Below are 25,274 nucleotides of genomic sequence, written 5' to 3' on the forward strand. Positions count from 1 at the left end.
TGGCGCGCGCAAGCTGACCTAACAGGCGATCCAGGCGGAACTGGCTGCGCTCATGAACGCCTTTTTCTGGCAAAGGCTCGGCGACGGACGGGCACACTACGTCTTCGATCCCGAGTTCTGCAATCCGGCGGCGGGTTGGGAGAAGGGTCAGGTTGAGAAGAGCGTGCGTGATGCCCGACATCGCCTATGGCAGGTCGCTCCTGTCTTCCCAGACCTTGCTGCGCTGAATGAATGGCTGGAAGAGCGTTGCAAGCTGCTGTGGGCTGAGACGACACATGGCACACTGCCTGGCAGCATTGCTGATGTTTGGGAGGCCGAGAAGTCTGCCCTGATGCCCCTGCCCACAATGTTTGATGGCTTTGTCGAAGAGAGAAAGCGCGTATCACCTACCTGCCTGATCACCTTCGACCGCACCCGTTATTCCGTGCCCGCCAGCTTTGCGAACCGGCCGGTAAGCCTGCGCATCTACCCCGAACGGTTGGTGGTTGTCGCCGAAGGCCATGTCATCTGCACACATCAGCGGATCATCGATCGATCCCACCGCGAGCCAGGGCGCGTCATCTATGACTGGCGCCATTATCTGGCGGTCGTTCAGCGCAAGCCCGGGGCATTGCGCAATGGCGCGCCCTTCTTTGAGATGCCCGAACCCTTCCGCTTGCTGCAGGCCAAGATGCTGCGGCAGCCCGGCGGAGACCGTGAAATGGTCGATATCTTGTCACTGGTCTTGCATCACGATGAACAGGCGGTGCTCTGCGCAGTGGAATTGGCGTTGGAGGCCGGAGTGCCTACCAAAACCCATGTGCTGAATCTGCTCCACAGGCTGCTGGATGGTAAGCTGACTGACCAGCCAGACGTGAACCCTCCAGCGGCCTTGTCGCTGAGCAAGGAGCCCGAGGCCAATGTCGCGCGTTATGATGGGTTACGCGTCCAGAAAGGAGCGCGCGATGCGTCATGATCCCGCCGGCGCGGCCATCGTCATCATGTTGCGTAGCCTGAAAATGCCAGGCATGGCGCAGGCTGTGCAGGACCTGCATGAGCAAGGATCTCCCGCATTTGAAGCCGCCATGCCGATCCTGTCGCAACTGCTCAAGGCCGAAATTGCCGAACGCGAGGTGCGCTCGACAGCCTATCACATGAAAGCCGCCCGCTTTCCGGCCTACAAGGACCTCTCCGGCTTCGATTTTGCCACCAGCGAAATCCGTGAAGCCCTGGTCCGTCAACTCCATCGCTGTGAGTTCATGGATGGGGCCGAGAATGTGGTGCTGATCGGCGGTCCCGGCACGGGGAAAAGCCATGTTGCCACCGCCCTCGGCATCCAGGCCATCGAGCATCACCGCAAGCGTGTTCGCTTCTTCTCGACGGTTGAACTGGTCAATGCGCTGGAGCAGGAAAAGGCACTGGGCAAGGCGGGAAAGATCGCCGAGGCGCTGGTCAAGACCGATTTGGTGATCTTGGATGAACTAGGATATCTGCCGTTCAGCGCCTCTGGCGGCGCATTGCTCTTTCATCTTCTGAGCAAGCTGTATGAACGCACCAGCGTCATCATCACCACCAACCTGAGCTTCAGTGAATGGGCCAGCGTCTTTGGCGATGCCAAAATGACCACAGCACTGCTCGACCGTCTCACCCATCGCTGCCACATCCTCGAAACCGGCAATGACAGCTACCGCTTCAAGGCCAGCTCCGAAACAGCCAAGAAAAAGCGAAAGGAGGCAACAGCATTGACGCCATCATAGTGCATAGAACATAACAACTGCGTGGGTCAGATCTCGATGAAAATGCCGGGTCAGTTCTCAGTGACAATCAACACACCAATCCCTTGATCTCGGCATCCCAGTACTTGTCGGTGCCGGATCGCGCCTGAGGCAATTTCTTGGCAAAGGTCTCTGAGAGCTTGGGCATATTTTGTCGGCTTTTTGTCGGATCTGAACTGAATCGTGGTACACGTCAGTGCATCAGCATCCACAATAAAAGTCAACAAATAGAATAACTAAGAATGATCAGGAAGCTTCAGGAATAATATAGATTTTGTTTGGAAGGCTGAGGTCTTACCATTACACAACGCCCACTCAACGGCACCGTTGTTAGTGGAGCATGAGGCGAGGGTCAAGACGCCAAGCGGCGCTCAATAATTCTGCGCCTTGCGGATGCGGTTCATGCGCCCCTCTTCGGTGATCGCACCGCCAAGCGTGGTCACGCCCTTGGCCTGCAAGAGATCGAGCATGCGCACAAAGACCTCGGCCGTGGCCACCGTGTCGCCCATGGCGGTATGGCGCGCCTCGGGCGGGATGGTGATACCGAAGCGGTCGCAGAGCGCGTCGAGCGTGTGCTGACCGGTGTGATCGAAGAGCCCTGCCGACATCAACACGGTACAGAGCACCGGATTGTCGAAGCGCCGCCCGATCACCTGCTCCTTGAGCCGCAGAAAGGCCAGATCGAACGGCGCGTTATGAGCCACCAGCACCGCGCCCCGACAGAACTCGTGAAACCGCTGCCCGGCCTCGGAAATGTCCGGCGCGCCATCAACCATCGCGTCGGTGATGTGATGCACCCGGGTCGAGGCGGGCGGGATGGCGCGACCCGGATTGACCAATGTGTCAAAGGTCTCGCCGCGCAGGATGCGGCCATTGACGATGCGCAGACCGGCGATCTGCACGATCTCATCCCCGCCGCGGGGCGACAGGCCCGTGGTTTCGGTGTCAAAGACCACGAAACTCAGATCCGACAGCGGCGTTTCGGCCAGATCGGTGCCGGGGGCCTCGGGCAGGTTGAAATCATAGAATTCAGGCCGCGCATCGCCGGGGGCCAGCGGGGCTGCCGCAGACGCCAGAGGAAGCACGATGCGGTGGCCATCCGCACCCGTTTCGGCCCAGAGATCGGTCTGATGCGCGGCCAGCGCGTCGCGCCCGGAATAGTCGCCATAGGCCTCGGTGAGCGGCGCGCGCAGCCAGCCGGTCAATTGCCCGTCGGTCACCGCCTCGCCCTGCCAGCCGAGGATCAGCCGGGTCTCGCCTGCCTCAACCTCCGCCGAGAGGGTCAGCGCGTCACGCGTGCCGTCCTCGGTCAGGTGCCGCGACAGCCGCGCCAAAAGCGTGGTCACCGCAAAGCCGTCGCAGGCCAGCATCGCCTCGCTGCGGGTGATCCTGACATCCGTATTGGAATGCGCCCGCACCCCGTCGAACACATGGCTGACCGCGACCGGCGACATCGGCCAGCGGCGCGACTTGATCGCGGCATGACGGGTGCTGAAATCATCGAGACAGGAGAACAGCCGCGCCACCTCGTCCTCAATCCCCTGCCGCATCTTGGCGCGATCCTCGGGGGCGAGATCATCGACCGATTGCAGCACCTCCAGCAGCGCGCCGATGGTACCGGCGGGGCGGCGCACCCCCTCCATCAGGGCGGTGAAGAGGTGATCATGGGCGGCATGGGCGCTCAGATCCTCGGTGGCGTCGCGGAAGATCAGGACATGGCCCGACAGTTCCTCATCCGACAGGATCGGGCTGACGCGGCCCAACAGGAACCGCTGGCCATCGGCAGAGGCCGCGAGGAAGGTCTCGGCAGTAACCTCACCGCGCACGCGGGCCTTTTGCATCCGCGACAGCGCATCCATCACCGGCTCTGGCCGCAGGAAGGCCGAGAGCGGGCGATCGAGGCCGATTTCGCCCAAGAGGTCCTGCGCCATGCGGTTATACAGCATCACCCGGTTGTCGGGCGTGGCCACCACTGCGCCCTCACCCAGATCACGAAACAGCGCCTCGAAGAGCGCCTTTTCCCGGGCGATGCGAGCGGTCTCACGCTCGACCGCGCGTTGCCGCGCGGCGCGCGCCTCTGACAGCGCGGCGTTGATCGCGTTGGCGGCGGGGGCCAGCGTGCTGAGATGTTTGGCCTGCCCCTCGTCGATCTGCAAATCCACATCGGCGCGGGCGCGGGTGGTGAGTTCCGAGGCGAGCGCAAGGATCGGCTTGGCGACGTTTTCATCGAACAGCAGCCCGATCCAGGCCGCCAGCCCTAGCAGCCCGAGCGTCCCGATCAGCCCAGCGATCACGTAGCCATCGGGTGGCCCGCCCGCGCGGGAATAGCCAAAGATCAGCGCCCCCGCGATCAGCACAGCCCCGCCCAGCCCGAGGGCGGCAAAGAAGAGCGCAAAGCGCACACGCAGGCCAAGGCGCTTGGTCAGACGTTCGATCATGCTCCCTCCTCCGCCAGAAGCGCGTTGATCTGCGCAGTCAGATCCGCCGCCGCGAAAGGCTTGGTCATGAAGGCATCGGCCCCCACCGCCATGCCCTTGCGCCGCTCCACCTCGCCGCCGCCTGCGGTGATCATCAGCACCTTGATGCCCCTGAGGGCGGCGTCCCGGCGAATGAGCTGGCAAATCTCGTAGCCCGAACGCTCCGGCAGCATCACGTCGAGCACCACCAGATCGGGGCGCTCTTCGGCCAGCGCCTCAAGGGCTGCATTTCCGCTCGCCACCCGGCGCAGGGCATAGCCCGCCCGCCCGATCAGATGGGTGAGCGCCAGCGCGATATTATCCTCGTCCTCGACGAGCAGAACGGTTTTTTGCGACATTGCGGGCCTCCTCTCCCGGTCATGTCCGACGCACTCACGTCTGGCAGAGCGCCTCGCTCAGCGGATCGTCCTCGGCCATGCTCCTCCACGTGGCCTCGGACGGGTCGGCCAGCGCCGCGCCACTGACATCGGCGCGCGTAGCTTGCGCACAGTTCACAAGTTGCGGACGTTTTGCGGGCGGTGTCCAGCGTGCGAAAAAATAAAGGTCGGCCAACAAGATACCGGGGGCATCGGGATTGGTCTGCACGCTCTCACGATCGAGCGCCATGATCCGCGTGGTCTGCGGGACGACATAGGTCCACGGCTTCCAGAACCGGGTTTCCTCGACCGTGACCAGCACCTCCACCCCTTCGGGCAGCCCGTCGGTGGTGCGGCCGGCCCAGCTATATTCCGACCAGATCGCATAGCCCAGCATGGCGATCCCGGCCATGACCGGCGTGATCCATTTGGGCAGACGCCCGCCGCTCAGATGCCCCGCGATGAGGGCGAGACCGGCCGCGACCGCGCCTGCGGCGAATGTGGCGATGAGTTCAAAGAACATGGGTTATCCTCTTGCCCCGCGCGACTGCCCGAGGGCCGATTGCATTGTCTTGACCACCATGAAGGCATCGCGCAGGTGATTGCGCTCCAAATCCGACAGATCGGACGGGTTCATGAAATTATCCGGCACCTTGCCGCCCGCGATCTGCGCCGCCTGATGGCGCAGCCGTGTCTCGGCGATGAGGTCATAGGCATCAAGCAGATCATGCGCGCCGCTTTCCGAGATCACGCCACACGCACGCGCGCCCTCGATCCGGTCGCGGGTGCCCGCCTCTTCCAGTGATCCCAAGAGCGCGTAGATCCGCCCCAGATCGACCACCGGCACGACGCCGGAATGCTTGAGGTCGATGGTGTTCTTGTGCTCACCCGAGCGAATGAGCGCAAAGCCCCGCAAAAGGCCCAGCGGCACGGTGTGCGTGAGCGCATTGGAGATCATGTGCGCCACGAAAATCGAGTTCTTCTTGGCCTGCGCCAGCACCTCGGCCTGCAGGTTCTCGAAGAGCGCCGTCTCGCCCGCGATGGCGCGCAGGTCGAACATGACCGAGGCCAGCATCTGCGCCTCGTTGTCGGGCTGCGCGATCCAGCGCGAGAAATAATCCCGCCACACCCGGCGCGGTTGGCGCCAGCGCGGATTAGTCGCCATCATGTCGCCGGGGCAGTAGAAGAACCCGCAGGTATCCAGCCCGTCGCTGACGAACTTGGCGAGATCGGCGAAATAGGCGTCGTGGCGCGCGGGATCGAAGGCATCATCCAGGATCAGGCAATTGTCCTGATCGCTGACGCCGGTCTGCTCGCGCCGCCCCTGAGAACCGCAGGCGGCCCAGAGGTAAGGAACTGGGGCAGGCCCCAGCCGTGTCTCGGCCAGCCGCAAGAGCCGCCTTGTGATCGCATCGGTGATATCGGTGATCCGCCGAGTGATCGAGGCGGGCTTGACCCCAGCCTGCACCAGTTGCGCCAGAAGGCCCGGTACACGCTCCATCACATGGGCCATGTCATCGGGCGTATCGGCATGGGTGATATCGGCGACCATATGGCTCGCCGTGGCGGCCTGTTGGCGGAAAAGGTCGGTCTTGCCGATCATGCCCACCACACGGCCACCCTGCGCCACCGGCAGGTGATTGACCTTCAACTCCGACAGCAGCATCAGCGCGTCGAGGCCCAGACGGTTCGGCGCAATGGTCACCGGGTCGGGCGTCATCACCTGCGCCACCTTGATCTGCCCGTCCAGCCCCTCGGCCAAGACCTTGTTGGTCAGGTCATGGGCGGTGATGATGCCGGTCAACTGCCCCGCCTCCATCACCACGACCGAGGAAATCACATGATCGCGCATCAGCCGCGCGACATCAGTGATCGTCGCCTCGGGGCCACAAGTGACGGGATGTTTCGCCATCAGGTCCGAGACTTGAAGCGCGGTGAGGCCGGTCGCATAGGGGCCGGCATCCGAGGGGTCGGTGGGCCGCGCGCGGGCGAACCAGCGGGCGATCCCGTCGCATTCCTCCATCAGCGCCAGGAACTCTGACCCGGGAATGAGGATGAGGCGCGCAGGCTCGGACGCGCGGGCGGTCAGTTGCGCGGTGCCGTCCCGCAGCAAGCCGCGCTCGCCCATGATATCGCCGGGGCCGCGATGCGACACGAGGTCATTGGCCCCGGTCTGAATATCGAACGCGCCCGAAACGATCACGTAAAGCCCCTTGAGCGGCGCGCCCTTGGCAAAGAGCGTCTCGTCCTGCGCCACCTCGACCGCCGTCAGACCGGTGGCAAGCCGCGCGCGCATTGCATCGGTCAGCGCGTCAAAGGGGGCCTGCGCACACAGCGTGTCGATCAGGGCGGGGTCGGTCTCGGGCATCGCCGGGCCTTTCGTGGGGTGTTCGGGATCAATAACCTAAAAGCGCCCAGTCATGGCCGAAAATATCGGCGGGCGGAAAACACAGGGGCGGCGTTGTGCGCCGCCCCTGCCCGGTTTGCTTAGTGATCGGCCGCAGCCGCCGCAGCGCCCTTGGGCACGCGGACGCTTTCGACCAGGTCCTCGATCTCTTGCGGGATCGGGGCCGTCATCTTCGACACGGTGAACGCCACCGCGAAGTTGATCATCGCACCCACAGCCCCGAAGGAGGTCGACTTGATCGTGCCAAGCAGCGGATCAGCGTCGGTAAAGCTGTTGGTGTCAGGAATGAACAGCCAGCCCTTGTGCAGGAAGATGTAGATCAGCGTGACCGCAAGACCCGAGATCATGCCCGCCACGGCGCCCTTGTTGTTCACCTTGGTAAAGATGCCCATCATCAGCGCCGGGAAGATCGAGGCCGCCGCCAAACCAAAGGCCAGCGCCACGGTTTGCGCCGCAAAGCCCGGTGGGTTGAGGCCCAGATAGGTGGCCACCACGATCGCCGCCGCCATCGCGACACGCGCCGACAAAAGCTCGCCCTTTTCCGAGATCCCCGGATTGAGCTGACCCTTGATCAGGTCGTGGCTGACCGCCGAGGAGATCGCGAGCAGAAGACCGGCAGCCGTCGACAGAGCAGCCGCAAGGCCACCCGCCGCGACAAGACCGATCACCCAGCCCGGAAGGTTGGCGATTTCGGGGTTGGCAAGCACGAGGATGTCGCGGTTGAAGTTGGTCAGCTCATTGCCTTCCCAGCCTTCTTGCGCGGCCTTCTCCTGCATCTCGGCATTGGCGTCGTTGTAGTATTGGATACGCCCGTCGCCGTTCTTGTCTTCCCAGCCCAGAAGACCGGTTTTCTGCCAGGTGGCCATCCAGTCATACTTGGGATCGGTTTCGATCTGCTCGACGGAGACCGCCTGCGCATCGGTGCCGTTGGGCCACATCAGCTCGGTGATGTTGAGCCGTGCCATCGCACCCACAGCCGGGGCCGTGAGGTAAAGCAGCGCGATGAAGACCAGCGCCCAGCCCGCCGACCAGCGGGCATCGGCCACGCGGGGAACGGTGAAGAAGCGCATGATCACGTGCGGCAGACCGGCGGTGCCGATCATCAGCGACAGCGTGAACAGAACCATGTTGAACGTATCGCCATGATGGGCGGTGTATTCATTGAAGCCCAGTTCGCGCACGATCTGATCAAGCTTCGCCAGAAGCGGCTCGCCGCTCGCGACGTGATCGCCGAAAAGACCCAGTGCGGGGATCGGGTTGCCCGTCAGTTGCAGCGAGATGAAGATCGCCGGAATGGTGTAGGCCATGATCAACACGACATATTGCGCCACCTGCGTGTAGGTCACGCCCTTCATGCCGCCAAAGACCGCGTAGGCGAAAACCACACAGGCCCCGATCAGCAGACCGGCGGTGTTGGAGATCTCCAGGAAGCGGCCAAAGGCCACGCCGACGCCGGTCATCTGGCCGATCACATAAGTGAGCGATGCGACGATCAGACAGACCACCGCCACCATGCGCGCGGTCGGGCTATAGAACCGGTCACCGATGAACTCGGAGACGGTGAACTTGCCGAACTTGCGCAGGTAAGGTGCCAGCAGCAGCGCCAACAGCACATAGCCACCGGTCCAGCCCATCAGGAAGGTCGAGTTGTCATAGCCGGTAAAGGCGATGAGGCCCGCCATCGAGATGAACGAGGCAGCCGACATCCAGTCGGCGGCGGTCGCCATGCCGTTGGTCACGGGGTGAACCCCACGGCCCGCCGCATAGAATTCAGAGGTCGATCCGGCGCGTGCCCAGATCGCGATGCCGATATAGAGCGCGAAACTTGCGCCCACGAACAGCAGGTTGAGTGTAAACTGATCCATTGTCCCCGGCTCCCTTATTCTTCACCGACGCCGTGTTCGGCATCGAGTTTGTTCATCCGCCAGGCGTAGAAGAAGATCAGCGCCAGAAAGACCAGGATCGAGCCTTGCTGTGCGAACCAGAACCCAAGGTCGGTGCCGCCCACGGCGATCCCCGACAACATGGGGCGCAACAGAATGCCGAACCCGAACGAGACCAGAGCCCAGATCACCAGGCTCCAGAGAATGATGCGCACATTGGTTTTCCAATATGCCTTTGCGGCTTCCTTATCGGACAAAGCGTGTCCTCCCTTTTGTCAAAGGTTTCCTCCTGCCCGGGCCGGGACCATCCCGGCGCGGGCCTTCCCTTACGCGGTCGCCTGCTTGACGATCGTGTTCAGCTCTTGCGCCACGGTGCCGATCTCGGCCATGGCATCGACGCGGACGAGCACGCCCTTGCCGTCGTAATAGTCGATCAGCGGCGCGGTCTGCGCGTGATAGGCGCGCAGGCGGCTCTCCACCGTTTCGGCATTGTCATCGGCGCGGCGGGTCATTTGGGTGCCGCCGCATTTGTCGCAGGTGCCCTCTACAGCGGGGGTCTTGAACGTGTCGTGATACCCCTCGCCGCAGCCCGCGCAGGTGTAGCGCCCGGAAATCCGCGTCACCATCGCGGCGTCATCCACTTCGAGGCTGATCGCCGCGCGGATGCCCGCGCCAAGATCGGCCATCAGCCCATCCAGCGCCTCGGCCTGCACCGTGGTGCGCGGAAATCCGTCGAGAATGACACCCTGCGCACAGTCCGGCTCGGCGAGACGGTCGCGCAGGATCGCGATGACGATCTCGTCTGAGACCAGATCGCCAGCTTCCATCACCGCCTTGGCCTGTTGGCCCGCCTCGGTGCCCGCCGAGACGGCGGCGCGCAGCAGATCCCCGGTCGAGAGCTGTACCAGCCCGAATGCGTCTTCCAGCATCCGCGCCTGCGTGCCCTTGCCCGCACCCGGCGGCCCGAGCAGGACCAGATTGGCGGCGGTTTGCGCTGTCTTGGTTCCGTCCATTGTCATGCCCCCCCTCACGCGCCGGTGCGGTTGGTGATGAGATCATCCACCACCGAGGGATCGGCCAGCGTCGAGGTGTCGCCAAGGCTGTCAAAGTCGTTCTCGGCGATCTTGCGCAGGATGCGGCGCATGATCTTGCCCGAGCGTGTCTTGGGCAGGCCCGGCGCCCATTGAATGACATCCGGCTTGGCGATCGGGCCGATTTCCTGACGCACCCAGTTGGCCAGCTGCGTGCGCAACTCGTCCGTGGCCTCGACCCCGTCCATCAGCGTGACATAGCAATAGATGCCCTGCCCCTTGATATCATGCGGATAGCCCACGACCGCCGCCTCGCTGACGGTCGAATGCGCAACCAGCGCGCTCTCGACCTCGGCGGTGCCCATGCGGTGGCCCGAGACGTTGATGACGTCATCGACGCGCCCGGTGATCCAGTAATCGCCATCCGCGTCGCGGCGGCAGCCGTCACCCGAGAAATAGTAGCCTTTGAACATCTCGAAATAGGTCGAGACAAAGCGCTTGTGATCGCCCCAGACGGTGCGCATCTGACCGGGCCAGCTGTCCTTGATCGCCAGCACGCCCTCGACAGCACCCTCCAATTCATTGCCCTGATCGTCGAGCACCACAGGGGCCACGCCAAAGAACGGCTTGGTCGCCGAACCGGGCTTGGGGTTGGGCGTCACGCCGGGCAGCGGGGTGATCAGGATGCCGCCGGTTTCCGTCTGCCACCACGTATCCACGATGGGGCAGCGGCCCTTGCCGACATTCTCGTTATACCAGTTCCAGGCCTCGGGGTTGATCGGCTCACCGACCGAACCCAGCAAACGCAGGCTGCTGAGATCACTGCCCTCAACCGGCGCGGTGCCCTTGCCCATCAGCGCGCGGATGGCGGTGGGGGCGGTGTAGAACTGTGTCACCTTGTGGCGCTCGCAGACCTGCCAGAAGCGGCCCGCATCCGGGTAGGTCGGCACGCCCTCGAACATCACGGTCGTGGCCCCATTGGCCAGCGGCCCGTAGACGATATAGCTGTGCCCGGTGACCCAGCCCACATCGGCGGTGCACCAGTAGATATCGCCCTCGTGATAGTCGAAGATATATTCATGCGTCATCGACGCGTAGGTGAGATAGCCGCCGGTGGTATGCACCACACCCTTGGGCATGCCGGTGGAGCCAGAGGTGTAGAGAATGAACAGCGGATCTTCGGCGTTCATTTCCTCAGGGGCGCAGTCGGCACTGACCTTCTCGGCCTCTTCATGCCACCAGAAATCGAGACCATTGCGCCACGCCACCTGATCCCCGGTGCGCTGCACCACGAGGCATTTGACGTCATCGGTGTCATGCAACAGCGCCTGATTGACGTTGTCCTTGAGCTTGGTCTTGCGCCCGCCGCGCGGGGCGTGATCGGCGGTGATCACAACCTTGGCGTCACACCCGTTGATCCGCGCGCCCAAGGCATCGGGCGAAAAGCCTGCGAACACGATGGAATGGATGGCACCGATGCGGGCACAGGCCAGCATCGCATAAGCAGCCTCGGGGATCATCGGCAGGTAGATCACCACCCGGTCGCCCTTTTCGACACCGAGCGATTTCAGCACATTGGCCATCTTGCCGACCTGCGCGTGCAATTCGCGGTAGGTGATATGCAGCGCCTCGTCGGTGGGCTCATCCGGCTCCCAGATGATCGCGGTCTGATCGCCGCGTGTCGCCAGATGGCGGTCGACGCAGTTCGCGGCGACATTCAGAGTGCCATCCTCGAACCACTTTATCGACACGTCGTCATAGGCGAACGAAGTGTTCTTGACCTTGGTGTAGGGCTTGATCCAATCGAGCCGCTTGCCGTGCTCACCCCAGAACCCCTCGGGGTCCTGAATGGACTGCGCGTACATGCGGGCATACTCATCCGCGTTGATGTGATACCCGCGCGCCGTTGCGCCTGCAGCATTAATGACATCATCCATGGCTTTAATTCCTCCATCCCTGACACCATATGACAGCCGGTCATGCAGTGTTGTGCTCCATGGAATACTATACCCAGAAATGCGTAAAAAATTAACAGTTCAGCCATAAACATGACAAATTGTGTGAAAATCTCTAACTTTCTCTCGGGATTTTTTGTAAATTCTTTTACTATTTGACTTTTCCTGAGGTTTTTCGCACCCGGCGTCGCAATTTATACGCGTGAGCCATGTTGCGCTGCCGCATTCCGGCAACAAAAGCCCGGCATCAGCGCGACTGCGGCACTCTGCCGCAAGGCATTGAAATGACGTGGCGTCACATCCGCAGCCAACGATTCGCGGCGCAGGGCACCGACCGCAGGATTGGGCTTGCACCCGCCGCGAGACACGCCATCTTTGGCACAAAGGAGACCCGCGATGCCCTATGCCCATTCCGACAGCTCCGAAGCGGTCCTCGCCCACCCCGCGCCGGATGTGAAAACCCGGCAAAAGCTGGAAGGTGGCAAACGCTTCACAATGGCGACCACGTTCGAGCCTGCGGGCGACCAGCCCACCGCCATTGCCGAGCTGAGCGAGGGCTTGCGCGAGGGCGAGCGCGATCAGGTGCTCTTGGGCGCGACCGGCACCGGCAAGACCTTCACCATGGCCAAGATCATCGAGGAAACACAGCGCCCCGCGATCATCCTCGCGCCGAACAAAACGCTCGCCGCGCAACTCTACGGGGAATTCAAGGGGTTTTTCCCCGACAACGCCGTGGAATACTTCGTCAGCTATTACGACTATTACCAGCCCGAAGCCTATGTCGCCCGTTCCGACACCTATATCGAGAAGGAATCCCAGATCAACGAACAGATCGACCGGATGCGCCACTCGGCCACCCGCGCCCTTCTGGAACGCGACGACGTGATCATCGTGGCCTCGGTGTCGTGCATTTACGGCATCGGGAGCGTCGAGACCTACGGCGCGATGACCCAGGATCTGAAGACCGGCGAGAGCTATGATCAGCGCAAGATCATGGCCGATCTGGTGGCGCAGCAATACAAGCGCAACGATCAGGTCTTCCAGCGCGGCAGCTTCCGGGTGCGCGGCGACAGCCTGGAAATCTTTCCCGCCCACCTCGAAGACCGCGCCTGGCGGCTCAGCTTCTTCGGCGAGGAGTTGGAGAGCATCACCGAATTCGACCCGCTCACCGGCGAAAAGACCGACAACTTCGACCAGATCCGGGTCTATGCCAACAGCCACTACGTGACCCCCAAGCCGACGATGCAGCAGGCCATAATCGGCATCAAGAAAGAGCTGCGCCAACGCCTCGATCAACTGGTCGGCGACGGCAAGCTCTTGGAGGCGCAGCGGCTGGAGCAACGCACGCAGTTCGATCTGGAGATGCTGGAGGCGACCGGCGTCTGCAACGGCATCGAGAACTATTCGCGCTACCTGACGGGCCGCGCCCCCGGCGAGCCGCCCCCCACCCTTTTCGAGTTCATCCCCGACAGCGCCATCGTCTTCGCCGACGAATCCCACGTCTCGGTCCCGCAGATCGGCGGCATGTACAAGGGCGACTACCGGCGCAAGTTCACGCTGGCCGAACACGGCTTTCGCCTGCCGTCCTGCATGGACAACCGGCCCCTCAAGTTCGAGGAATGGGATGCGATGCGGCCGCAATCCGTGTTTGTCTCGGCCACCCCCGCCAAATGGGAGATCGAGCAGACCGGCGGCGTCTTTACCGAGCAGGTGATCCGGCCCACCGGGCTCTTGGATCCGCAAGTCGAAATCCGCCCCGTCGACACCCAGGTCGATGATCTGCTGGACGAGGTGCGCCGGGTGGCCGAGGCGGGCTATCGCACGCTCTGCACCACGCTGACCAAGCGCATGGCAGAGGACCTGACCGAGTACATGCACGAGCAAGGCATCCGCGTGCGCTACATGCATTCCGACATCGACACGATCGAGCGCATCGAGATCCTGCGCGACCTGCGCCTTGGCGCCTTCGACGTGCTCATTGGCATCAACCTGCTGCGCGAGGGGCTGGATATCCCCGAATGCGGGCTGGTGGCCATTCTCGATGCGGACAAGGAGGGCTTTCTGCGCTCGGAAACCTCTCTCATTCAGACCATTGGCCGCGCCGCACGCAACGCCGATGGCCGGGTGATCATGTATGCCGACCGCATCACCGGCTCGATGCAGCGCGCGTTGGACGAAACCGACCGCCGCCGCGCCAAGCAGATCGCCTATAACGAGGAACATGGCATCACCCCGGCCACGATCCGCAAGAATGTCGATGACATCCTGCAGGGGCTCTACAAGGGTGATGTGGACATGAACCGCGTCACCGCCAAGGTCGATAAGCCGATGGCCGGGGCGAATTTGCAGGCGGTGCTGGAAGGGCTGCGCACCGACATGCGCAAGGCCGCCGAAAACCTCGAATTCGAAGAGGCCGCGCGGCTGCGGGATGAGGTCAAACGGCTGGAGGCAGTAGACCTGGCCGTGGCGGATGATCCTTTGGCGCGGCAGCAGGCGGTGGAAAAGGCCAGCGACGCCGCTGTCGGGTCACGCGGGCGGTCAACGGCGGGGAGGCCGGGGCAACGTGGGGGGAATGTGAAGCGGCGGGGGAGGTAGGCTATGTGGCACGGAAAGGAATACTCGACATCCGCAACCTTTCGATCAGTTCGGGTTTGTTTCTTGCTGTCAACATGCGTTTGATTGATGCTTGAGTTAAAGGAGAAGAAGCGCTTGGACCGATAATAATAGAATGCACTACATCGGATAAGCGAAACTCATCGCTTATAACGCCCGGTATCGCACCCATTGGAAGCTTTAACTTGGGTTGAATACCGTCAGACCCGTTTAAGTAGCTAAAGTATGGATGCAAAGCGTTGCCAAGATCACGGTCCTTCAAATACACTAACCGCCATTCATTTTCCTCTTTAAATCCAATGTGCTTAGAAAACACCGCATACAAACAAATCCGCTGGAAGAGCGCTTGAGCCGTCGCATGTACATATTCCAACGGCACTCTGTTATTTTCCAGAAAGTGCGCAACTTCTTGAATTTTAACATCAAAACGTGCAATTCGATCTTCAACACTGGCATAGTGAACGGGTGCAAGAGCAAGCGGGCTATTCTCCATTGCTTTAACCTTCGATGTGTCGAAGACAACTGCTGCTCCCTTACCGTTCTGCCCATATCCCCGCCACATTGATAGTCGACCATCTTGATCATCATCTTCATGTATCGAGAAGCACATTACGTATAGGTCTAGGACATGCTCCCGAGCGTATTCATCATAACTTTCAGCGAAAGTGTTGAAAAATCGCTCTGCTCGTTCGTCTGAACCTAGCGCTGAACGGATTCCGTCATCTTTCATCACTAAGTCAAACCCAGTGTTGACACCGAACCTTACCTCTTCAAGGTCATTCATATACAAAGGATTTGATAGCCAAACTTCTTCGCCCGCTAGTATGTTTTCGAGATTCTGCATCGAAGTGTAGTGGCACAGAAGCGGAGATACTTCAGGGAATTCGTTTTCTTGCTCCAAATCCGAATAGAGCATTTTCCAGTAATCTTGCCAAATCGCTTCAAAATTCATTTGGGTCCTCTGAGCGTTATTCGGTGCAAGCAGATGACCTAAGCACGCCCGAAATTTCAATGAAACCCTGCCCAACTCGTTCATCAGCCGACCGCCTAGTCGGAAATCCAATCCTACAAAGCGTAGGGTGGATTTCCAACCCACCAATACTGGCCGTTTCATGAAATGGCGAGGCATCACCCACCCCACGTCCCTTAACCTCCCCTTAACCAACCGTCCCGCATGGTCACATCATGCAAAACCGCAACTCTCCGCTCTCGCCCGAGGTCTGGCTGCATGACCTGTTCACCTCCCGCGCGGTGCAACAGGGCACCGTGATCCGCCGAAAGAAACGCGATGTGGAGCGCTTCGCGGGGATGGACCGTTTCCTGCGTGAAATCCACCGGCGCGGGTTTCAGGTGGCGGAAAACTCGGGCCAGATCATCATCTTCTGCAACCGCGCGCCGGTCCGCTGGCTCACACCGACCCCGATTTCTTCAAAAGAAATCGGACCGAAATCTTTTCAAGATTTCGGCGCACACCATCAGCCGTGACCGTCACACCGCACGCCGCCCGCGCCCGATCCGTACCGCGCCCCACGCCCCAAGGAAGGCGCCAATCCCATCGGCCAGCAGATCCGCCCATTCGGCGCTGCGCCCCATATAGGGCTGCACGATCTCGATCAACCCGCCATAGGCCAGCACCGCCAGCGCCACTGCCCGCCAGTGCCGGGGATAGGCAAAGGCCAACGGCGCGGCGAGCGCGCCAAAGGCCAGAAAATGCGCCAGCTTGTCCAGCCCGGGAATACCCTGCGGCCCCGGGGAAGGGAGCAGGGTGAGCGTGGCGATGATCAGGGCAAGCGCCAGGGTCACGCAATGGATCATGAAACGGGTCATGCCCGCGCCATACGCCCGCGATCCGCTTCGATCAAGCGATGATCAGAAGTCGAACAGATCTTCGAGGAAGCCGCCCCGCTTCTTGCGCGGTTTGCCGCCGGAATAACCGCGATCATCCGAGCGCGGCGGTGCGACCGCCTCCGAGGCCGACCGGTCGATGATCTTGTCAAGCTCCCCCCGGTCCAGCCAGACGCCCCGGCATTGCGGGCAATAGTCAATCTCCACCCCGGCACGTTCGGCGATCACAAGCGCGGTTCCATCGATCGGGCATTGCATGGGCGGTCTCCTGTCAGCTGTTGAACACGACGTGACAGGTGGGGTCGCGCGCGTAGCCCCGCAAGGGCGCGCGCGTTCTGCCGCAGGTCAGCGGATCACATGCACCGCGCAGGTCGCGTGCCGCACCACCTTGGCCGCGGTCGAGCCCAGCAGCAGATCCTGCATCCCCGGACGATGGCTCGCGATCACGATGCAATCGGGACCCTGCGCCTCGGCCCAGTCCAGAATGGTGCGCCCCGAATGCCCCTCGACCACGAAGGAATCGGCATTGGGCAGGGCGGCGGCCATGCTCGACAGCTCGGCCTCGATCGCCTTGCGCGCCTCGGACTGGTAGCCCGATGGCAGGTAGGAAATGGCATAGCTCGGCACCTGCTCGATCACGTGCAGCAGGCTGATCTTGCCGCTGTCGCCCGCGAGCAGCTTTGCCGCCGCGAGGGCCCCTGCCCCGTCGCGCTCGTTGTCGAATGAAACCGGAACCAGAACGTGCTTATACATCGGATTTCCTTTCGCGTTGTCGATGGGCAATAGTCGCGCAGATCGGGCCCGCGCGCCTTGATCCAGATCACCAACGGATCATGACGGGCGCGCCGTACTGACGATCGCAACACACCCCCGCCCCGCGCGCAAGGGCACGGTTTCCTCACGCAATAGTTAGGTTCAATTACAATCGAATTATGCAACGCTCCGCCTCGGGTGACCTTTGCGTCCAATGACCGACATGGAGAATGAACATTATGAAACGCCAGCTTTTCGCCGCCGCCGCGACCTTTGCCGCCAGCCTGACGATGGCCCCGCTCGCACATGCGGCCTGTGCCGTCGACGTGACCGACCCGTTCGAGCTTGACGCCGCCGCGATCGACGAAATCTACACCTGCCTCAAGGACGAGATGGCCGAGAAATACGCCAAGGAAGGCGACGAGGTGGCCGCCGCCTATCGCGATTGGACCGTATCCTCGACCCGCCCCGCCGTTGCGGGCGCGCATGGCAATCGCCTGCTTCAGACCTTCGCCAATGACGTCGCCGCCGAGCAATACCTGAATTTCGCCGAAGAGGGCGTGGATATGCCCGCAGGCTCGGTGCTGGCCAAGGAAAGCATCTCGATCAGTTCCAAGAAGAAAGAGGCCCGCACCGGCCCGCTCTTCATCATGACCAAGGGCGAAGAGGGCAGCGCGCCCGACACGGCCGACTGGGTCTATGCGGGCGTGCAGCCCAACGGCAAGCCGATGAAGTTCAAGCAGAGCTTCTGCCATGATTGCCACGTCGCCTGGGAGGCGCAGGACATGCTCGCCTATCCGCTCGAAGAAGTCCGCGTCTCGAACTGAGGCATTCCACTCACGGCAACCGCCCGGTCCCTGCAAGGGGGCCGGGTTTTTCTTTGCAAATCCCGAATGGCTGCGCCATTAAACCCGCATGACACCACAGATCCGCGCCCTCCTCGTTCACCTTCTGACAGCCACCGGCGCGGTTTTCGCGATGCTTGCCATGCTCGCCGCGATCGACCGCGAGTGGGAGCTGATGTTCCTCTGGCTGGTGGTGGCCTTTGCCGTTGACGGAATCGACGGGCCGATGGCGCGCAAATATGACGTGCAGCAATACGCCCCCGAATTCGATGGGGTGCTGCTCGACCTGATCATCGATTACCTGACCTATGTGTTCATTCCCGCCTTCGCGCTCTTCAGCTCCGACCTCTTGCCGGGCTGGACGGGGTGGGTGGCGATCATCGTGATCACCTATGCCAGTGCTATGTATTTTGCCGACACACGGATGAAGACCACGGACAATTCCTTTTCCGGCTTTCCCGGCTGCTGGAACATGATGGTGATCGTGATGTTCGCGATCAAGCCGTCGTTCTGGATTATCCTCGCGCTGGTGGTGATCCTCTCGGTGGCGATGTTCCTGCCGCTCAAGTTCGTACATCCGGTGCGCACGCAGCGCTGGCGCTGGCTGACCCTGCCGATGGCGCTGGCCTGGACGTTCTTCGCGGGCTGGGCGGCCTGGGTGCATTTCGACCCGCAAAGCTGGGCGCATTGGGGGCTGGTGGTGACCAGCGTCTACCTCGTCTTTGCAGGCATCGCGCAGCAACTCATCCCCGAAAGGGCAGCCAGAAACGACTAAGGCCGCCGCGGATCATCGCGACGGCCCCGGTTTGGTGCTTGCCGAGGTTTATTCGCCCGAATCCGCCGGGCTCGCGTTGAGCAGCCCGTAGCGTTCGGCCCCGAGATCGTCGAACAGGTCGATCTGCGTCTCCAGAAAGTCGATATGACCTTCCTCGTCGGCGATCAGCGTCTCGAAAAGGTTCTTCGAGACGTAATCGGCCACGCTCTCGCAATGGTCGCGCGCCTCGATATAGAGCGTGCGCGCGTCATGCTCTGCCGCGAGGTCTGATTCGAGCGTTTCGCGCAGGGTCTGCCCGATGCGCAGCGGGTCGAGTTTCTGCAGGTTCGGATGCCCGCCCAGAAAGATGATCCGCTCGATCAGCTTGTCGGCATGATGCATCTCCTCGATGCTTTCCTCGCGCGACTTGGCGGCGATGCGGCCATAGCCCCAGTCTTCCTGCAGGCGGTGATGCAGCCAGTACTGGCTGACGGCGGTCAACTCACTCCTGAGCGCCTGATTGAGATAGTCGATTACCTTGGCGTCGCCCTTCATGTGCGTCTCCCTGTGTGGTGGCGCGGCGAAGTCCGCGCAATTGCATAGGTATCCCAAGGCTATCTGCCTTGCGCATGGTGTCAACGAAGAGCGGCAGACACCCGCCGCAATCGGCGCGCTTGCCCAGCGCGCGGTAAATCTTGCCGGGGGTGATCAGCGTGTCGGGATCCGACGCACGCATCCAGTCCATGGCGCGATGAATATCACCATCGGTGATGGCCATGCAGTGACAGATCATCATCGGGGGGTGCTCCTGTGCCTTAATGTCGTGTCTGGTTTGCCGGGTCAGGAAACCCCTGCGTGCGCTGCTGCAATACAGCACGATGCAGGGTCAGGCCAAGCCGATGGGCCGCATCGGCCAGCGGCATGATGCCGCGCGGCGCGACCAGAAGGCTCGCCAGCATCAGCGCCTCTTCGCGCTCGCCTAGCGCCGCCTCTTCGACGAACCGGGCAAAGGCCGCCTCGTCCAGCCCCACGCATTGGCACTGTGGCGCATGACAGCGCAGCGGGCGGCGGATATGCGGGCCCAGCACATCGGTCAGGTCCTGCAACGCCTCGAAACTGGCGCAAGCCGTCGCCTCGGACATATGCGCGCGCAGCAGACCAAGGGCGGCCGCGGCACCGCCGCGGTTCCAGTGGCGCAGACAGGCGATGACGATGCCGGGCAGGCCGGTCATGTCGTCCATCTGCGCCACCGGCGCGTCGGGAGTGATGGTGCGCGCGTGCTTCATTTCGTGAGGATCAGCTTGCCCGCGCGGGTGATGCGCAGGGTATAGACCTGCCCATCCAGCACGATGAGCGCGGTATTGGCACCCTCGGTCAGGGTGCGGGCGTCGTGACAGGCGGCCTCGGCCACCAGATCGGGTTCGGTTCTGGTTTGCGCGCGGATCATGCCCCTGCCCTCGCACGTTCGGTCAACGGATTTGCCATGCCGGTGATTCCCTTTGGTTGCTGTTACGCCGGGCTGGCCTCGGGTCTGGACTGGCTTGGCTTTTCAATTCTGATCATTCTTGTAGGGAATGTCAATTCTGATATTTTCAGTCAGAATTAAAAAGATAAATTCCCGCTGGCCTGACGCAGGGTTCACGCGTTATCGTTTTCGTGTACCCCTTGGGGTTCGAGCAGCGATAACGGGCCGGATGTGCCGATGACCCTTCAGACGATCAAGCAGATGCCGCTCAGCCTTCCGGCGGCCCCCAAGACCGAAGTGCGCACGCAGTTCGGCGGGCTATGCTATCGGATGCGCGACGGCGAGCCGGATATCCTGCTGGTGACCAGTCGCGGATCGGGGCGCTGGATCATACCCAAGGGCTGGCCGATGCCGGGGCTCACCCCGACAGAGATGGTTCTGAAAGAAGCCTGGGAAGAGGCGGGCGTGCGCGGCATCGCGCACAGCATGGCCCTCGGGCTCTATTCCTATACCAAGGAGGTCGAGCCGGATCGTGGCCTGCCCTGTCTGGTGATGATTTACCCAGTTCTGGTCAAATCGCTGGCCGAGGACTTTCCCGAAGCCGGACAGCGCCGCAGCAAGTGGATGCGCCGCAAGAAGGCCGCCAAACGGGTGGACGAGTCCGAACTGGCGCATATCATCCGCAGTTTCGACCCCCGCAAGCTGGGTCTCTGAGCCGCGCCGAACACGCTTGATCTTGTCCCGGCGCGGCGTAATTATGCGTGGATGATCAAACGGATCGCAACATGATTCACTTCAGCCTCAGATGCGAGGCCGACCATCGCTTTGACAGTTGGTTTCAATCGGCCGCCGCCTTCGACAAGCTGCTCGGCGCAGGCATGGTCAGCTGCGCCGTCTGCGGCTCGACCCACGTGGAAAAGGCGCTGATGGCCCCGCGCCTCCAATCCGGCGGCCCCGCTCCGAGCACGGCCCCCGAAACAGAGGTCACCCCGCGCGAGAAGGCCCTGGCCGCACTGCGCCAAAAGGTCGAGGGCACCGCCGATTACGTCGGCGTTAACTTCGCCCGCGAGGCCCGCGACATGCATGACGGCCTCACCCCCGAGCGCAGCATCTATGGCGAGGCCAAACCCGAAGAGGCGCGCAAGCTGATCGAAGACGGCGTGCCGGTGGCCCCCCTGCCCTTCGTGCCGCGCCGCAAGTCGAACTGATCCAGAGGAGCCCGCCGCCATGCATATCGTCATCACAGGTGCCAATCGCGGCATCGGCCACGCCATGGCAGACCGCTACCGCGCCGCAGGCCATCAGGTCACCGGCACTGCGCGGGTGCCCGTCGATGATCTGCTGGCCCTCGACGTGACCGACCCGGTGTCCTGCGCCAACCTCGCAGAACATCTGGCCGATCGCCCCGTCGATCTGCTGATCTGCAATGCGGGCATCTATCCCGACAAGGGCCAGCCGCTCGATACCGGCTATCCGGCGGCGATGTGGGCCGAAACCTTCGCCACCAACGTCACCGGCGTGTTCCTCAGCATCCAGAGCCTGCTGCCCAACCTGCGCGCCGCGCAGGGTGCCAAGATCGCCATCATCTCCAGCCAGATGGCCAGCCATACCCGCGCGCCCGGCGGCAGCTATATCTACCGTGCCTCCAAGGCTGCGGCCCTCAACCTGGGGCGCAACCTTGCTGCGGATCTGGCCCCCGAGGGGATCGCCGTGGGCATCTATCACCCCGGTTGGGTCCGCACCGACATGGGCGGCGACGCGGCAGAGATTTCGGTGGATCAGGCGGCCGACGGCCTGCTCGATCGCTTCGCCGCGCTCGACATGACCGCCACGGGCTGTTTCCAGACATGGGATGGGCACGACCACGCCTACTGAGCGCAAGCCTTGCCCGTCTGCCGCCTCGTTTACAGTTCTATTTCGCCATCCGGCGCGGGCGCGTCCTGCAATTCCTGCGGGGTCTTGCGCCGGATGATGATATCGCCATTGGGTAGAACCTCGGGCGCGTGATAGGCGCTCAGATCGCCGACCTCATCCATCAGGCCACGCAGCGCCGGGCCCATCTCCTCGACAAACTCGCGCAACGCCGGCTCCATCTCCTGCGCGCGGTCCTGAAACTCCTCAAGCGCCGGGCCCATCTCGCGGCGGATGCCTTCCCAGAACAGACGCGCGCCCTCTTCCATGAGCGAACGGCCCTCGTCTTCGGTCTCCTGCGCGAAGGCGGGAGCGGAGAGGGCAAGAGCGAGGGCAAGGATCAGTGGCCGGTATGTCATGCGTTCCATATAACACCCCCCGATGACGATTTTAAGATCACAACTCGATATCCAGCGTCAGCGGGAAATGATCCGACGCCGTCAGCAGCGCATCGCGCATCAGCGGCTTGACCCAGCATTCGGGGTCGTCGAACGGATGCCAGATACGCCAGACCGGACGCCGCGCCATCAGATCGGGTGAAATCAGGATGTAATCCAGCAGCGCCTGCATATAGCGTTTCTGATCGCGCAGGTAGAACCGCGAGGTGCTGTGCCCCGCCCCGATCCGCTGCGTCAGCGCCGCACGCGCATGCGGATCATAGAGGGATTGCGCCGCGTCGTTGCCCTCGCCCGCGATGATCTCGACCGAGGAGCGGCCGAAGAGATGTTCGTATTCATCGAGCCCCGGACCGTCATTGAGATCGCCCATCACCATCAGCGCATCGCCCGCCGCCAGGTGCGCCTCGATCCGCTGCCGCAACCAGACCGCCTGCGCCAGTTGCTTGCGGCGGTTGGCGATGCCGATGCGCATCGCCTCGTCGCGGTTTTTGGCCCCGTGCGGCGCCTTGGATTTGAGATGGGTGCCGATGAGCCGCAGCGTGCGGCCCGACGCCAGGCTCACCGCCACCTCCAGCGGCGGCTTGGAAAAGCTGACCCGGTCGGCGCGATCGTCGATATCGAGGTCGATCCGGAACTGCCCGTCAAAGCGTGGCACGTCATCCTCTTGCGGGTCATGAACGGCGCTCATCACGTCCGGATCATAAAGCAGTGCAATCTCCTGCTGCGTGTCGTTGGCAAACCCGATCAGCGCCCGCCGCGCCCTGAGCGCGGCCCAGTCCGCGAACCCTTCCAGCGCCGTCACGGTGCTGCGTCGCCCGTTATGGTCGGGGGCCTCGATCACCATCACCGCATCGGCATCGAGCGCCGAGAACACCACCCGAAGTGCAGCCAGCTGATCGGCCCGCGTCACGTCGTAGCGCGCCGACCACTCCGCATCCTCCAGCATCCGCCCGGCATCGTCGAACAGCGCGTTGAACCATTCGACGTTATAGGTGGCGATCCGCATCGGCACGGGCCTCGCTGATCTCCTCCCAGGCGCGGTTGATATCCACCAGCCGCTTTTCGGCCAGCTTCACCGCCTCTTTCGGCACGCCGCGCGCCTGCATCCGGTCGGGATGGCAATCGCGCACCATCTGCCGCCAGACTTTGCGAATGTCATCCAGCGGCATGTCCGCCGTCACCCCCAGCACCGACCACGGATCAGGATGCTCGCCTTCGACAAAGCGCGACCGCAACCGGCGGAACCGCGCCTCCTCCAGCCCGAAAATCTCGGACACGCGCGCAAGAAACGCATCTTCCTTGGGGTGATAGATCCCGTCGGCGAGCGCGATATGAAACAGCCCCTCCATCAGATCGCTCAGCGTATCGGGAGCCTCCTGAAACATCCGCGCGATGCGGCGCGCATAATCCTCGTATCCCGCCACGTCCTGCCGCGCGAGGTTGAAGACCCGCGCGGCATTGTCCTCTTCCTCCTGCGCGATCTGGAACACCTCGCGAAACGCCGTCACCTCGTCGCGCGTCACAAGACCATCGGCCTTGGCCATCTTGGCCGACAGCGCGATCACCGCGATGGTAAAGGCGACGCTGCGCTCGGGCGGGCTGCGCAGGCGGTCGAAAACAGCCGTCAGGCTCTCGCCATTGGCCAGCGCCTGCACCGCCTCTGATATGCGGGTCCAAATTGACATGGGCCGGAGCCTAGCGCCAATCGCGACCGGTGTCAGCGCAAACCGTCACAGCCGCTTGTGCAAAAGCACCAGATCCATCCAGCGGTCGAATTTTCGCCCGACCTCGGGCAGGCGCGCGCCTTGGGTGAAGCCGATGGCGCGGTGAAAGGCGATGGCACCCTCATTTTCCCCGCTCACCCCGGCGATCAGCACATGTATCCCTTTGGCTTGGGCGTGATCCTCCAGCCGCGCCATCAGCGCGCGGCCCACGCCGCGCCCGCGCGCATCGCCTGCGAGGATCACGCTATGCTCGGCGGTGTGGGCATAACCCGGCCCACCGCGAAACCCGCCATATGTGGCAAAGCCCAGGATTTGACGCGCCGTCTCGGCCACGAAAAAGGCATCGCCGCGCGCGGCCAGATCATCGGCCAGCCCCTGCGCCGTCTTTTCCACTGTGGTGAAGGTCACAGAAGTGTCGCGAATAAGCGGGTTCCATATGTCGAGGATCGCGGGAATATCCCCCGTCTCCGCCCGCCGGATGATCATTCCAGCACCCTCATCCCGTTAGGCGTGGCAATTTCAGCGCGCAGGCCCGGCGCGCCCTGCTCGAACACCACGCGCGGGTCACTCAACTCACTCAACTCCGCGCGCAACGCGTCCGCCTCGGGATGCGCCACGACCAGCCGCTCCAGCCGCGCGCCCGACCCCGCCAGCCGCGCCGAGGGATGCCCGCCTGCCTGCCATTCGATCAGCGCCGGAAAGCGGTTGTCATAGGGCAGCACGCCACCCTCCGGCACCGCCATCCGCCAGCGCAGATCGCCGCGCGCCAGATCGACCGCCACGCCCGCCTCCGGGGAACGCGTCATCGCGGCCTCCAGATCATCGACTGCGCAAATCCAGTTCGACAGGCGCGGCGCGCCATGGAACCGGTCCAGATCGAACCAGCGCGGATAGCCCGGCACAGGCGCCTCGGGATCGACCGCGATCACCTCCAGATAAAGACCATCCGCCAGCCCCATCAACAGATTATGCGTGCCGAAATGCGCGTGCCGCCCACCGGGCTGCAAGGTCAGGCCCAGCGCCTCCTCGACCACGGCGCGGCCCTCGTCCAGGCTTTCCGCCGCCACTGCCAGATGATCCAGCCGCATGCCCTGTCCTTCATC

General features: G+C 62.7%; 29 protein-coding genes and 1 pseudogene. 9 read left to right on the forward strand and 21 right to left on the reverse strand.

Annotation, left to right across the window (positions count from 1 at the left end):
• Window positions 1-91: 91 nt before the first annotated feature.
• Both BMX04_RS10130 and istB read left to right on the forward strand, forming a co-directional pair.
• Window positions 92-955: pseudogene (locus BMX04_RS10130) on the forward strand (Mu transposase domain-containing protein); the annotation flags it as partial.
• Window positions 945-1,736, forward strand: coding sequence for an IS21-like element helper ATPase IstB (gene istB, locus BMX04_RS10135; protein ID WP_074786129.1), 792 nt, complete (start codon window positions 945-947; stop codon window positions 1,734-1,736). The pseudogene BMX04_RS10130 and the gene istB, both read left to right, overlap by 11 nt.
• A gap of 389 nt (window positions 1,737-2,125) precedes the next feature.
• Here istB and BMX04_RS10140 read toward each other — a convergent pair whose 3' ends face one another.
• From BMX04_RS10140 to acs, 8 genes are all read right to left on the reverse strand, one after another.
• The gene (locus BMX04_RS10140; RefSeq protein WP_074786130.1) at window positions 2,126-4,192 is read right to left on the reverse strand and encodes a 3'-5' exonuclease; all 2,067 of its coding nucleotides are present in this window, start codon (window positions 4,190-4,192) and stop codon (window positions 2,126-2,128) included.
• Complete coding sequence (locus BMX04_RS10145) at window positions 4,189-4,569, reverse strand: response regulator transcription factor (RefSeq protein WP_074786131.1); 381 nt, start codon at window positions 4,567-4,569, stop codon at window positions 4,189-4,191. Before BMX04_RS10145 ends, BMX04_RS10140 begins: the two co-directional genes overlap by 4 nt.
• A 34-nt stretch (window positions 4,570-4,603) precedes the next feature.
• Entirely contained in the window at window positions 4,604-5,110 is a 507-nt protein-coding gene (locus BMX04_RS10150) for a hypothetical protein (protein ID WP_050662580.1), read from the reverse strand.
• Between the two features lie 3 nt (window positions 5,111-5,113).
• Window positions 5,114-6,955, reverse strand: a complete 1,842-nt coding sequence (locus BMX04_RS10155; RefSeq protein ID WP_074786132.1) for a DUF294 nucleotidyltransferase-like domain-containing protein — start codon at window positions 6,953-6,955, stop codon at window positions 5,114-5,116.
• A 119-nt stretch (window positions 6,956-7,074) separates the two neighbouring features.
• The gene (locus BMX04_RS10160; RefSeq protein WP_074786133.1) at window positions 7,075-8,859 is read right to left on the reverse strand and encodes a sodium:solute symporter family protein; all 1,785 of its coding nucleotides are present in this window, start codon (window positions 8,857-8,859) and stop codon (window positions 7,075-7,077) included.
• Window positions 8,860-8,873: 14 nt separating this feature from the next.
• Window positions 8,874-9,134, reverse strand: a complete 261-nt coding sequence (locus BMX04_RS10165) for a DUF4212 domain-containing protein (RefSeq protein WP_050662583.1) — start codon at window positions 9,132-9,134, stop codon at window positions 8,874-8,876.
• A 69-nt stretch (window positions 9,135-9,203) separates the two neighbouring features.
• Window positions 9,204-9,890: an adenylate kinase gene (locus BMX04_RS10170; RefSeq protein ID WP_083398158.1), complete on the reverse strand. Its 687-nt coding sequence runs from the start codon at window positions 9,888-9,890 to the stop codon at window positions 9,204-9,206.
• Between the two features lie 14 nt (window positions 9,891-9,904).
• Window positions 9,905-11,845, reverse strand: a complete 1,941-nt coding sequence (gene acs, locus BMX04_RS10175; protein WP_074786135.1) for an acetate--CoA ligase — start codon at window positions 11,843-11,845, stop codon at window positions 9,905-9,907.
• A gap of 414 nt (window positions 11,846-12,259) precedes the next feature.
• On the opposite strand from acs, the gene uvrB reads away from it, so the two are divergent.
• On the forward strand, window positions 12,260-14,458 hold the full coding sequence (gene uvrB, locus BMX04_RS10180) for an excinuclease ABC subunit UvrB (protein ID WP_074786136.1): 2,199 nt from the start codon (window positions 12,260-12,262) through the stop codon (window positions 14,456-14,458).
• Between the two features lies 1 nt (window position 14,459).
• Here the strand turns inward: uvrB and BMX04_RS10185 are convergent, their stop codons facing one another.
• A complete protein-coding gene (locus BMX04_RS10185; protein WP_074786137.1) occupies window positions 14,460-15,428 on the reverse strand; it encodes a DUF2971 domain-containing protein in 969 nt (322 codons plus the stop codon).
• Between the two features lie 233 nt (window positions 15,429-15,661).
• Here BMX04_RS10185 and BMX04_RS10190 point away from each other — a divergent pair, with 233 nt between their 5' ends.
• The gene (locus BMX04_RS10190; RefSeq protein WP_074786138.1) at window positions 15,662-15,961 is read left to right on the forward strand and encodes an aspartate aminotransferase; all 300 of its coding nucleotides are present in this window, start codon (window positions 15,662-15,664) and stop codon (window positions 15,959-15,961) included.
• A gap of 3 nt (window positions 15,962-15,964) precedes the next feature.
• Here the strand turns inward: BMX04_RS10190 and BMX04_RS10195 are convergent, their stop codons facing one another.
• The 3 genes from BMX04_RS10195 to BMX04_RS10205 form a co-directional block, all read right to left on the reverse strand.
• The gene (locus BMX04_RS10195; protein WP_244888521.1) at window positions 15,965-16,303 is read right to left on the reverse strand and encodes a VanZ family protein; all 339 of its coding nucleotides are present in this window, start codon (window positions 16,301-16,303) and stop codon (window positions 15,965-15,967) included.
• A 42-nt stretch (window positions 16,304-16,345) separates the two neighbouring features.
• Window positions 16,346-16,579, reverse strand: coding sequence for a TFIIB-type zinc ribbon-containing protein (locus BMX04_RS10200; RefSeq protein ID WP_074786140.1), 234 nt, complete (start codon window positions 16,577-16,579; stop codon window positions 16,346-16,348).
• 87 nt (window positions 16,580-16,666) lie between these two features.
• The gene (locus BMX04_RS10205; protein WP_050662590.1) at window positions 16,667-17,074 is read right to left on the reverse strand and encodes a universal stress protein; all 408 of its coding nucleotides are present in this window, start codon (window positions 17,072-17,074) and stop codon (window positions 16,667-16,669) included.
• A gap of 230 nt (window positions 17,075-17,304) precedes the next feature.
• Between BMX04_RS10205 and BMX04_RS10210 the strand changes: the two genes are divergently transcribed.
• Window positions 17,305-17,901 (forward strand): cytochrome P460 family protein, encoded by a 597-nt coding sequence (locus BMX04_RS10210; protein WP_244888522.1) that lies wholly within the window; start codon window positions 17,305-17,307, stop codon window positions 17,899-17,901.
• Between the two features lie 88 nt (window positions 17,902-17,989).
• Window positions 17,990-18,694, forward strand: coding sequence for a CDP-alcohol phosphatidyltransferase family protein (locus BMX04_RS10215; RefSeq protein ID WP_074786142.1), 705 nt, complete (start codon window positions 17,990-17,992; stop codon window positions 18,692-18,694).
• Window positions 18,695-18,742: 48 nt separating this feature from the next.
• Here the strand turns inward: BMX04_RS10215 and bfr are convergent, their stop codons facing one another.
• From bfr to hemP, 4 genes are read right to left on the reverse strand one after another with little or no spacing between them, the layout of a single operon-like run.
• Complete coding sequence (bfr, locus tag BMX04_RS10220; protein WP_074786143.1) at window positions 18,743-19,228, reverse strand: bacterioferritin; 486 nt, start codon at window positions 19,226-19,228, stop codon at window positions 18,743-18,745.
• Window positions 19,176-19,469, reverse strand: coding sequence for a (2Fe-2S)-binding protein (locus BMX04_RS10225; protein WP_074786144.1), 294 nt, complete (start codon window positions 19,467-19,469; stop codon window positions 19,176-19,178). The genes bfr and BMX04_RS10225 overlap by 53 nt, the downstream gene beginning before the upstream one ends.
• A gap of 19 nt (window positions 19,470-19,488) precedes the next feature.
• Window positions 19,489-19,959, reverse strand: coding sequence for a hypothetical protein (locus BMX04_RS10230; RefSeq protein WP_074786146.1), 471 nt, complete (start codon window positions 19,957-19,959; stop codon window positions 19,489-19,491).
• Window positions 19,956-20,120: a hemin uptake protein HemP gene (gene hemP / locus BMX04_RS10235; RefSeq protein WP_074786148.1), complete on the reverse strand. Its 165-nt coding sequence runs from the start codon at window positions 20,118-20,120 to the stop codon at window positions 19,956-19,958. The genes BMX04_RS10230 and hemP overlap by 4 nt, the downstream gene beginning before the upstream one ends.
• Window positions 20,121-20,375: 255 nt before the next feature.
• Here hemP and BMX04_RS10240 point away from each other — a divergent pair, with 255 nt between their 5' ends.
• The 3 genes from BMX04_RS10240 (at window position 20,376) to BMX04_RS10250 (ending at window position 22,013) form a co-directional block, all read left to right on the forward strand.
• The gene (locus BMX04_RS10240) at window positions 20,376-20,852 is read left to right on the forward strand and encodes an NUDIX hydrolase (RefSeq protein WP_074786150.1); all 477 of its coding nucleotides are present in this window, start codon (window positions 20,376-20,378) and stop codon (window positions 20,850-20,852) included.
• A 71-nt stretch (window positions 20,853-20,923) separates the two neighbouring features.
• On the forward strand, window positions 20,924-21,346 hold the full coding sequence (locus BMX04_RS10245; RefSeq protein WP_074786152.1) for a DUF1178 family protein: 423 nt from the start codon (window positions 20,924-20,926) through the stop codon (window positions 21,344-21,346).
• 19 nt (window positions 21,347-21,365) lie between these two features.
• Complete coding sequence (locus BMX04_RS10250) at window positions 21,366-22,013, forward strand: SDR family NAD(P)-dependent oxidoreductase (protein WP_074786154.1); 648 nt, start codon at window positions 21,366-21,368, stop codon at window positions 22,011-22,013.
• Window positions 22,014-22,042: 29 nt separating this feature from the next.
• Here BMX04_RS10250 and BMX04_RS10255 read toward each other — a convergent pair whose 3' ends face one another.
• Genes BMX04_RS10255 through BMX04_RS10275 form a run of 5 tightly spaced genes read right to left on the reverse strand, consistent with a single transcriptional unit; the run spans window position 22,043 to window position 25,259 of the window.
• A complete protein-coding gene (locus BMX04_RS10255; protein WP_074786156.1) occupies window positions 22,043-22,417 on the reverse strand; it encodes a hypothetical protein in 375 nt (124 codons plus the stop codon).
• 28 nt (window positions 22,418-22,445) lie between these two features.
• Window positions 22,446-23,453 (reverse strand): endonuclease/exonuclease/phosphatase family protein, encoded by a 1,008-nt coding sequence (locus BMX04_RS10260; RefSeq protein WP_074786158.1) that lies wholly within the window; start codon window positions 23,451-23,453, stop codon window positions 22,446-22,448.
• Window positions 23,434-24,132 (reverse strand): molecular chaperone DjiA, encoded by a 699-nt coding sequence (locus BMX04_RS10265; protein WP_074786160.1) that lies wholly within the window; start codon window positions 24,130-24,132, stop codon window positions 23,434-23,436. The genes BMX04_RS10260 and BMX04_RS10265 overlap by 20 nt, the downstream gene beginning before the upstream one ends.
• Window positions 24,133-24,177: 45 nt before the next feature.
• Window positions 24,178-24,657: a GNAT family N-acetyltransferase gene (locus BMX04_RS10270; protein ID WP_074786162.1), complete on the reverse strand. Its 480-nt coding sequence runs from the start codon at window positions 24,655-24,657 to the stop codon at window positions 24,178-24,180.
• Window positions 24,654-25,259: a VOC family protein gene (locus BMX04_RS10275; protein WP_074786164.1), complete on the reverse strand. Its 606-nt coding sequence runs from the start codon at window positions 25,257-25,259 to the stop codon at window positions 24,654-24,656. The genes BMX04_RS10270 and BMX04_RS10275 overlap by 4 nt, the downstream gene beginning before the upstream one ends.
• Window positions 25,260-25,274: the final 15 nt, after the last annotated feature.

Origin of the sequence: Roseovarius tolerans, assembly GCF_900109855.1 — a bacterium.
Classification (GTDB): Bacteria; Pseudomonadota; Alphaproteobacteria; order Rhodobacterales; family Rhodobacteraceae; genus Roseovarius; species Roseovarius tolerans.

Excerpts from the sequence above, each read along its gene's own strand:
- istB (WP_074786129.1), top strand. The coding sequence starts at position 945 with ATGCGTCATGATCCCGCCGGCGCGGCCATCGTCATCATGTTGCGTAGC.
- BMX04_RS10140 (WP_074786130.1), bottom strand. The coding sequence starts at position 4,192 with ATGATCGAACGTCTGACCAAGCGCCTTGGCCTGCGTGTGCGCTTTGCG.
- BMX04_RS10145 (WP_074786131.1), bottom strand. The coding sequence starts at position 4,569 with ATGTCGCAAAAAACCGTTCTGCTCGTCGAGGACGAGGATAATATCGCG.
- BMX04_RS10150 (WP_050662580.1), bottom strand. The coding sequence starts at position 5,110 with ATGTTCTTTGAACTCATCGCCACATTCGCCGCAGGCGCGGTCGCGGCC.
- BMX04_RS10155 (WP_074786132.1), bottom strand. The coding sequence starts at position 6,955 with ATGCCCGAGACCGACCCCGCCCTGATCGACACGCTGTGTGCGCAGGCC.
- BMX04_RS10160 (WP_074786133.1), bottom strand. The coding sequence starts at position 8,859 with ATGGATCAGTTTACACTCAACCTGCTGTTCGTGGGCGCAAGTTTCGCG.
- BMX04_RS10170 (WP_083398158.1), bottom strand. The coding sequence starts at position 9,890 with ATGGACGGAACCAAGACAGCGCAAACCGCCGCCAATCTGGTCCTGCTC.
- acs (WP_074786135.1), bottom strand. The coding sequence starts at position 11,845 with ATGGATGATGTCATTAATGCTGCAGGCGCAACGGCGCGCGGGTATCAC.
- uvrB (WP_074786136.1), top strand. The coding sequence starts at position 12,260 with ATGCCCTATGCCCATTCCGACAGCTCCGAAGCGGTCCTCGCCCACCCC.
- BMX04_RS10185 (WP_074786137.1), bottom strand. The coding sequence starts at position 15,428 with ATGAATTTTGAAGCGATTTGGCAAGATTACTGGAAAATGCTCTATTCG.
- BMX04_RS10190 (WP_074786138.1), top strand. The coding sequence starts at position 15,662 with ATGCAAAACCGCAACTCTCCGCTCTCGCCCGAGGTCTGGCTGCATGAC.
- BMX04_RS10195 (WP_244888521.1), bottom strand. The coding sequence starts at position 16,303 with ATGACCCGTTTCATGATCCATTGCGTGACCCTGGCGCTTGCCCTGATC.
- BMX04_RS10200 (WP_074786140.1), bottom strand. The coding sequence starts at position 16,579 with ATGCAATGCCCGATCGATGGAACCGCGCTTGTGATCGCCGAACGTGCC.
- BMX04_RS10205 (WP_050662590.1), bottom strand. The coding sequence starts at position 17,074 with ATGTATAAGCACGTTCTGGTTCCGGTTTCATTCGACAACGAGCGCGAC.
- BMX04_RS10210 (WP_244888522.1), top strand. The coding sequence starts at position 17,305 with ATGAACATTATGAAACGCCAGCTTTTCGCCGCCGCCGCGACCTTTGCC.
- BMX04_RS10215 (WP_074786142.1), top strand. The coding sequence starts at position 17,990 with ATGACACCACAGATCCGCGCCCTCCTCGTTCACCTTCTGACAGCCACC.
- bfr (WP_074786143.1), bottom strand. The coding sequence starts at position 19,228 with ATGAAGGGCGACGCCAAGGTAATCGACTATCTCAATCAGGCGCTCAGG.
- BMX04_RS10225 (WP_074786144.1), bottom strand. The coding sequence starts at position 19,469 with ATGATGATCTGTCACTGCATGGCCATCACCGATGGTGATATTCATCGC.
- BMX04_RS10230 (WP_074786146.1), bottom strand. The coding sequence starts at position 19,959 with ATGAAGCACGCGCGCACCATCACTCCCGACGCGCCGGTGGCGCAGATG.
- hemP (WP_074786148.1), bottom strand. The coding sequence starts at position 20,120 with ATGATCCGCGCGCAAACCAGAACCGAACCCGATCTGGTGGCCGAGGCC.
- BMX04_RS10240 (WP_074786150.1), top strand. The coding sequence starts at position 20,376 with ATGACCCTTCAGACGATCAAGCAGATGCCGCTCAGCCTTCCGGCGGCC.
- BMX04_RS10245 (WP_074786152.1), top strand. The coding sequence starts at position 20,924 with ATGATTCACTTCAGCCTCAGATGCGAGGCCGACCATCGCTTTGACAGT.
- BMX04_RS10250 (WP_074786154.1), top strand. The coding sequence starts at position 21,366 with ATGCATATCGTCATCACAGGTGCCAATCGCGGCATCGGCCACGCCATG.
- BMX04_RS10255 (WP_074786156.1), bottom strand. The coding sequence starts at position 22,417 with ATGGAACGCATGACATACCGGCCACTGATCCTTGCCCTCGCTCTTGCC.
- BMX04_RS10260 (WP_074786158.1), bottom strand. The coding sequence starts at position 23,453 with ATGCGGATCGCCACCTATAACGTCGAATGGTTCAACGCGCTGTTCGAC.
- BMX04_RS10265 (WP_074786160.1), bottom strand. The coding sequence starts at position 24,132 with ATGTCAATTTGGACCCGCATATCAGAGGCGGTGCAGGCGCTGGCCAAT.
- BMX04_RS10270 (WP_074786162.1), bottom strand. The coding sequence starts at position 24,657 with ATGATCATCCGGCGGGCGGAGACGGGGGATATTCCCGCGATCCTCGAC.
- BMX04_RS10275 (WP_074786164.1), bottom strand. The coding sequence starts at position 25,259 with ATGCGGCTGGATCATCTGGCAGTGGCGGCGGAAAGCCTGGACGAGGGC.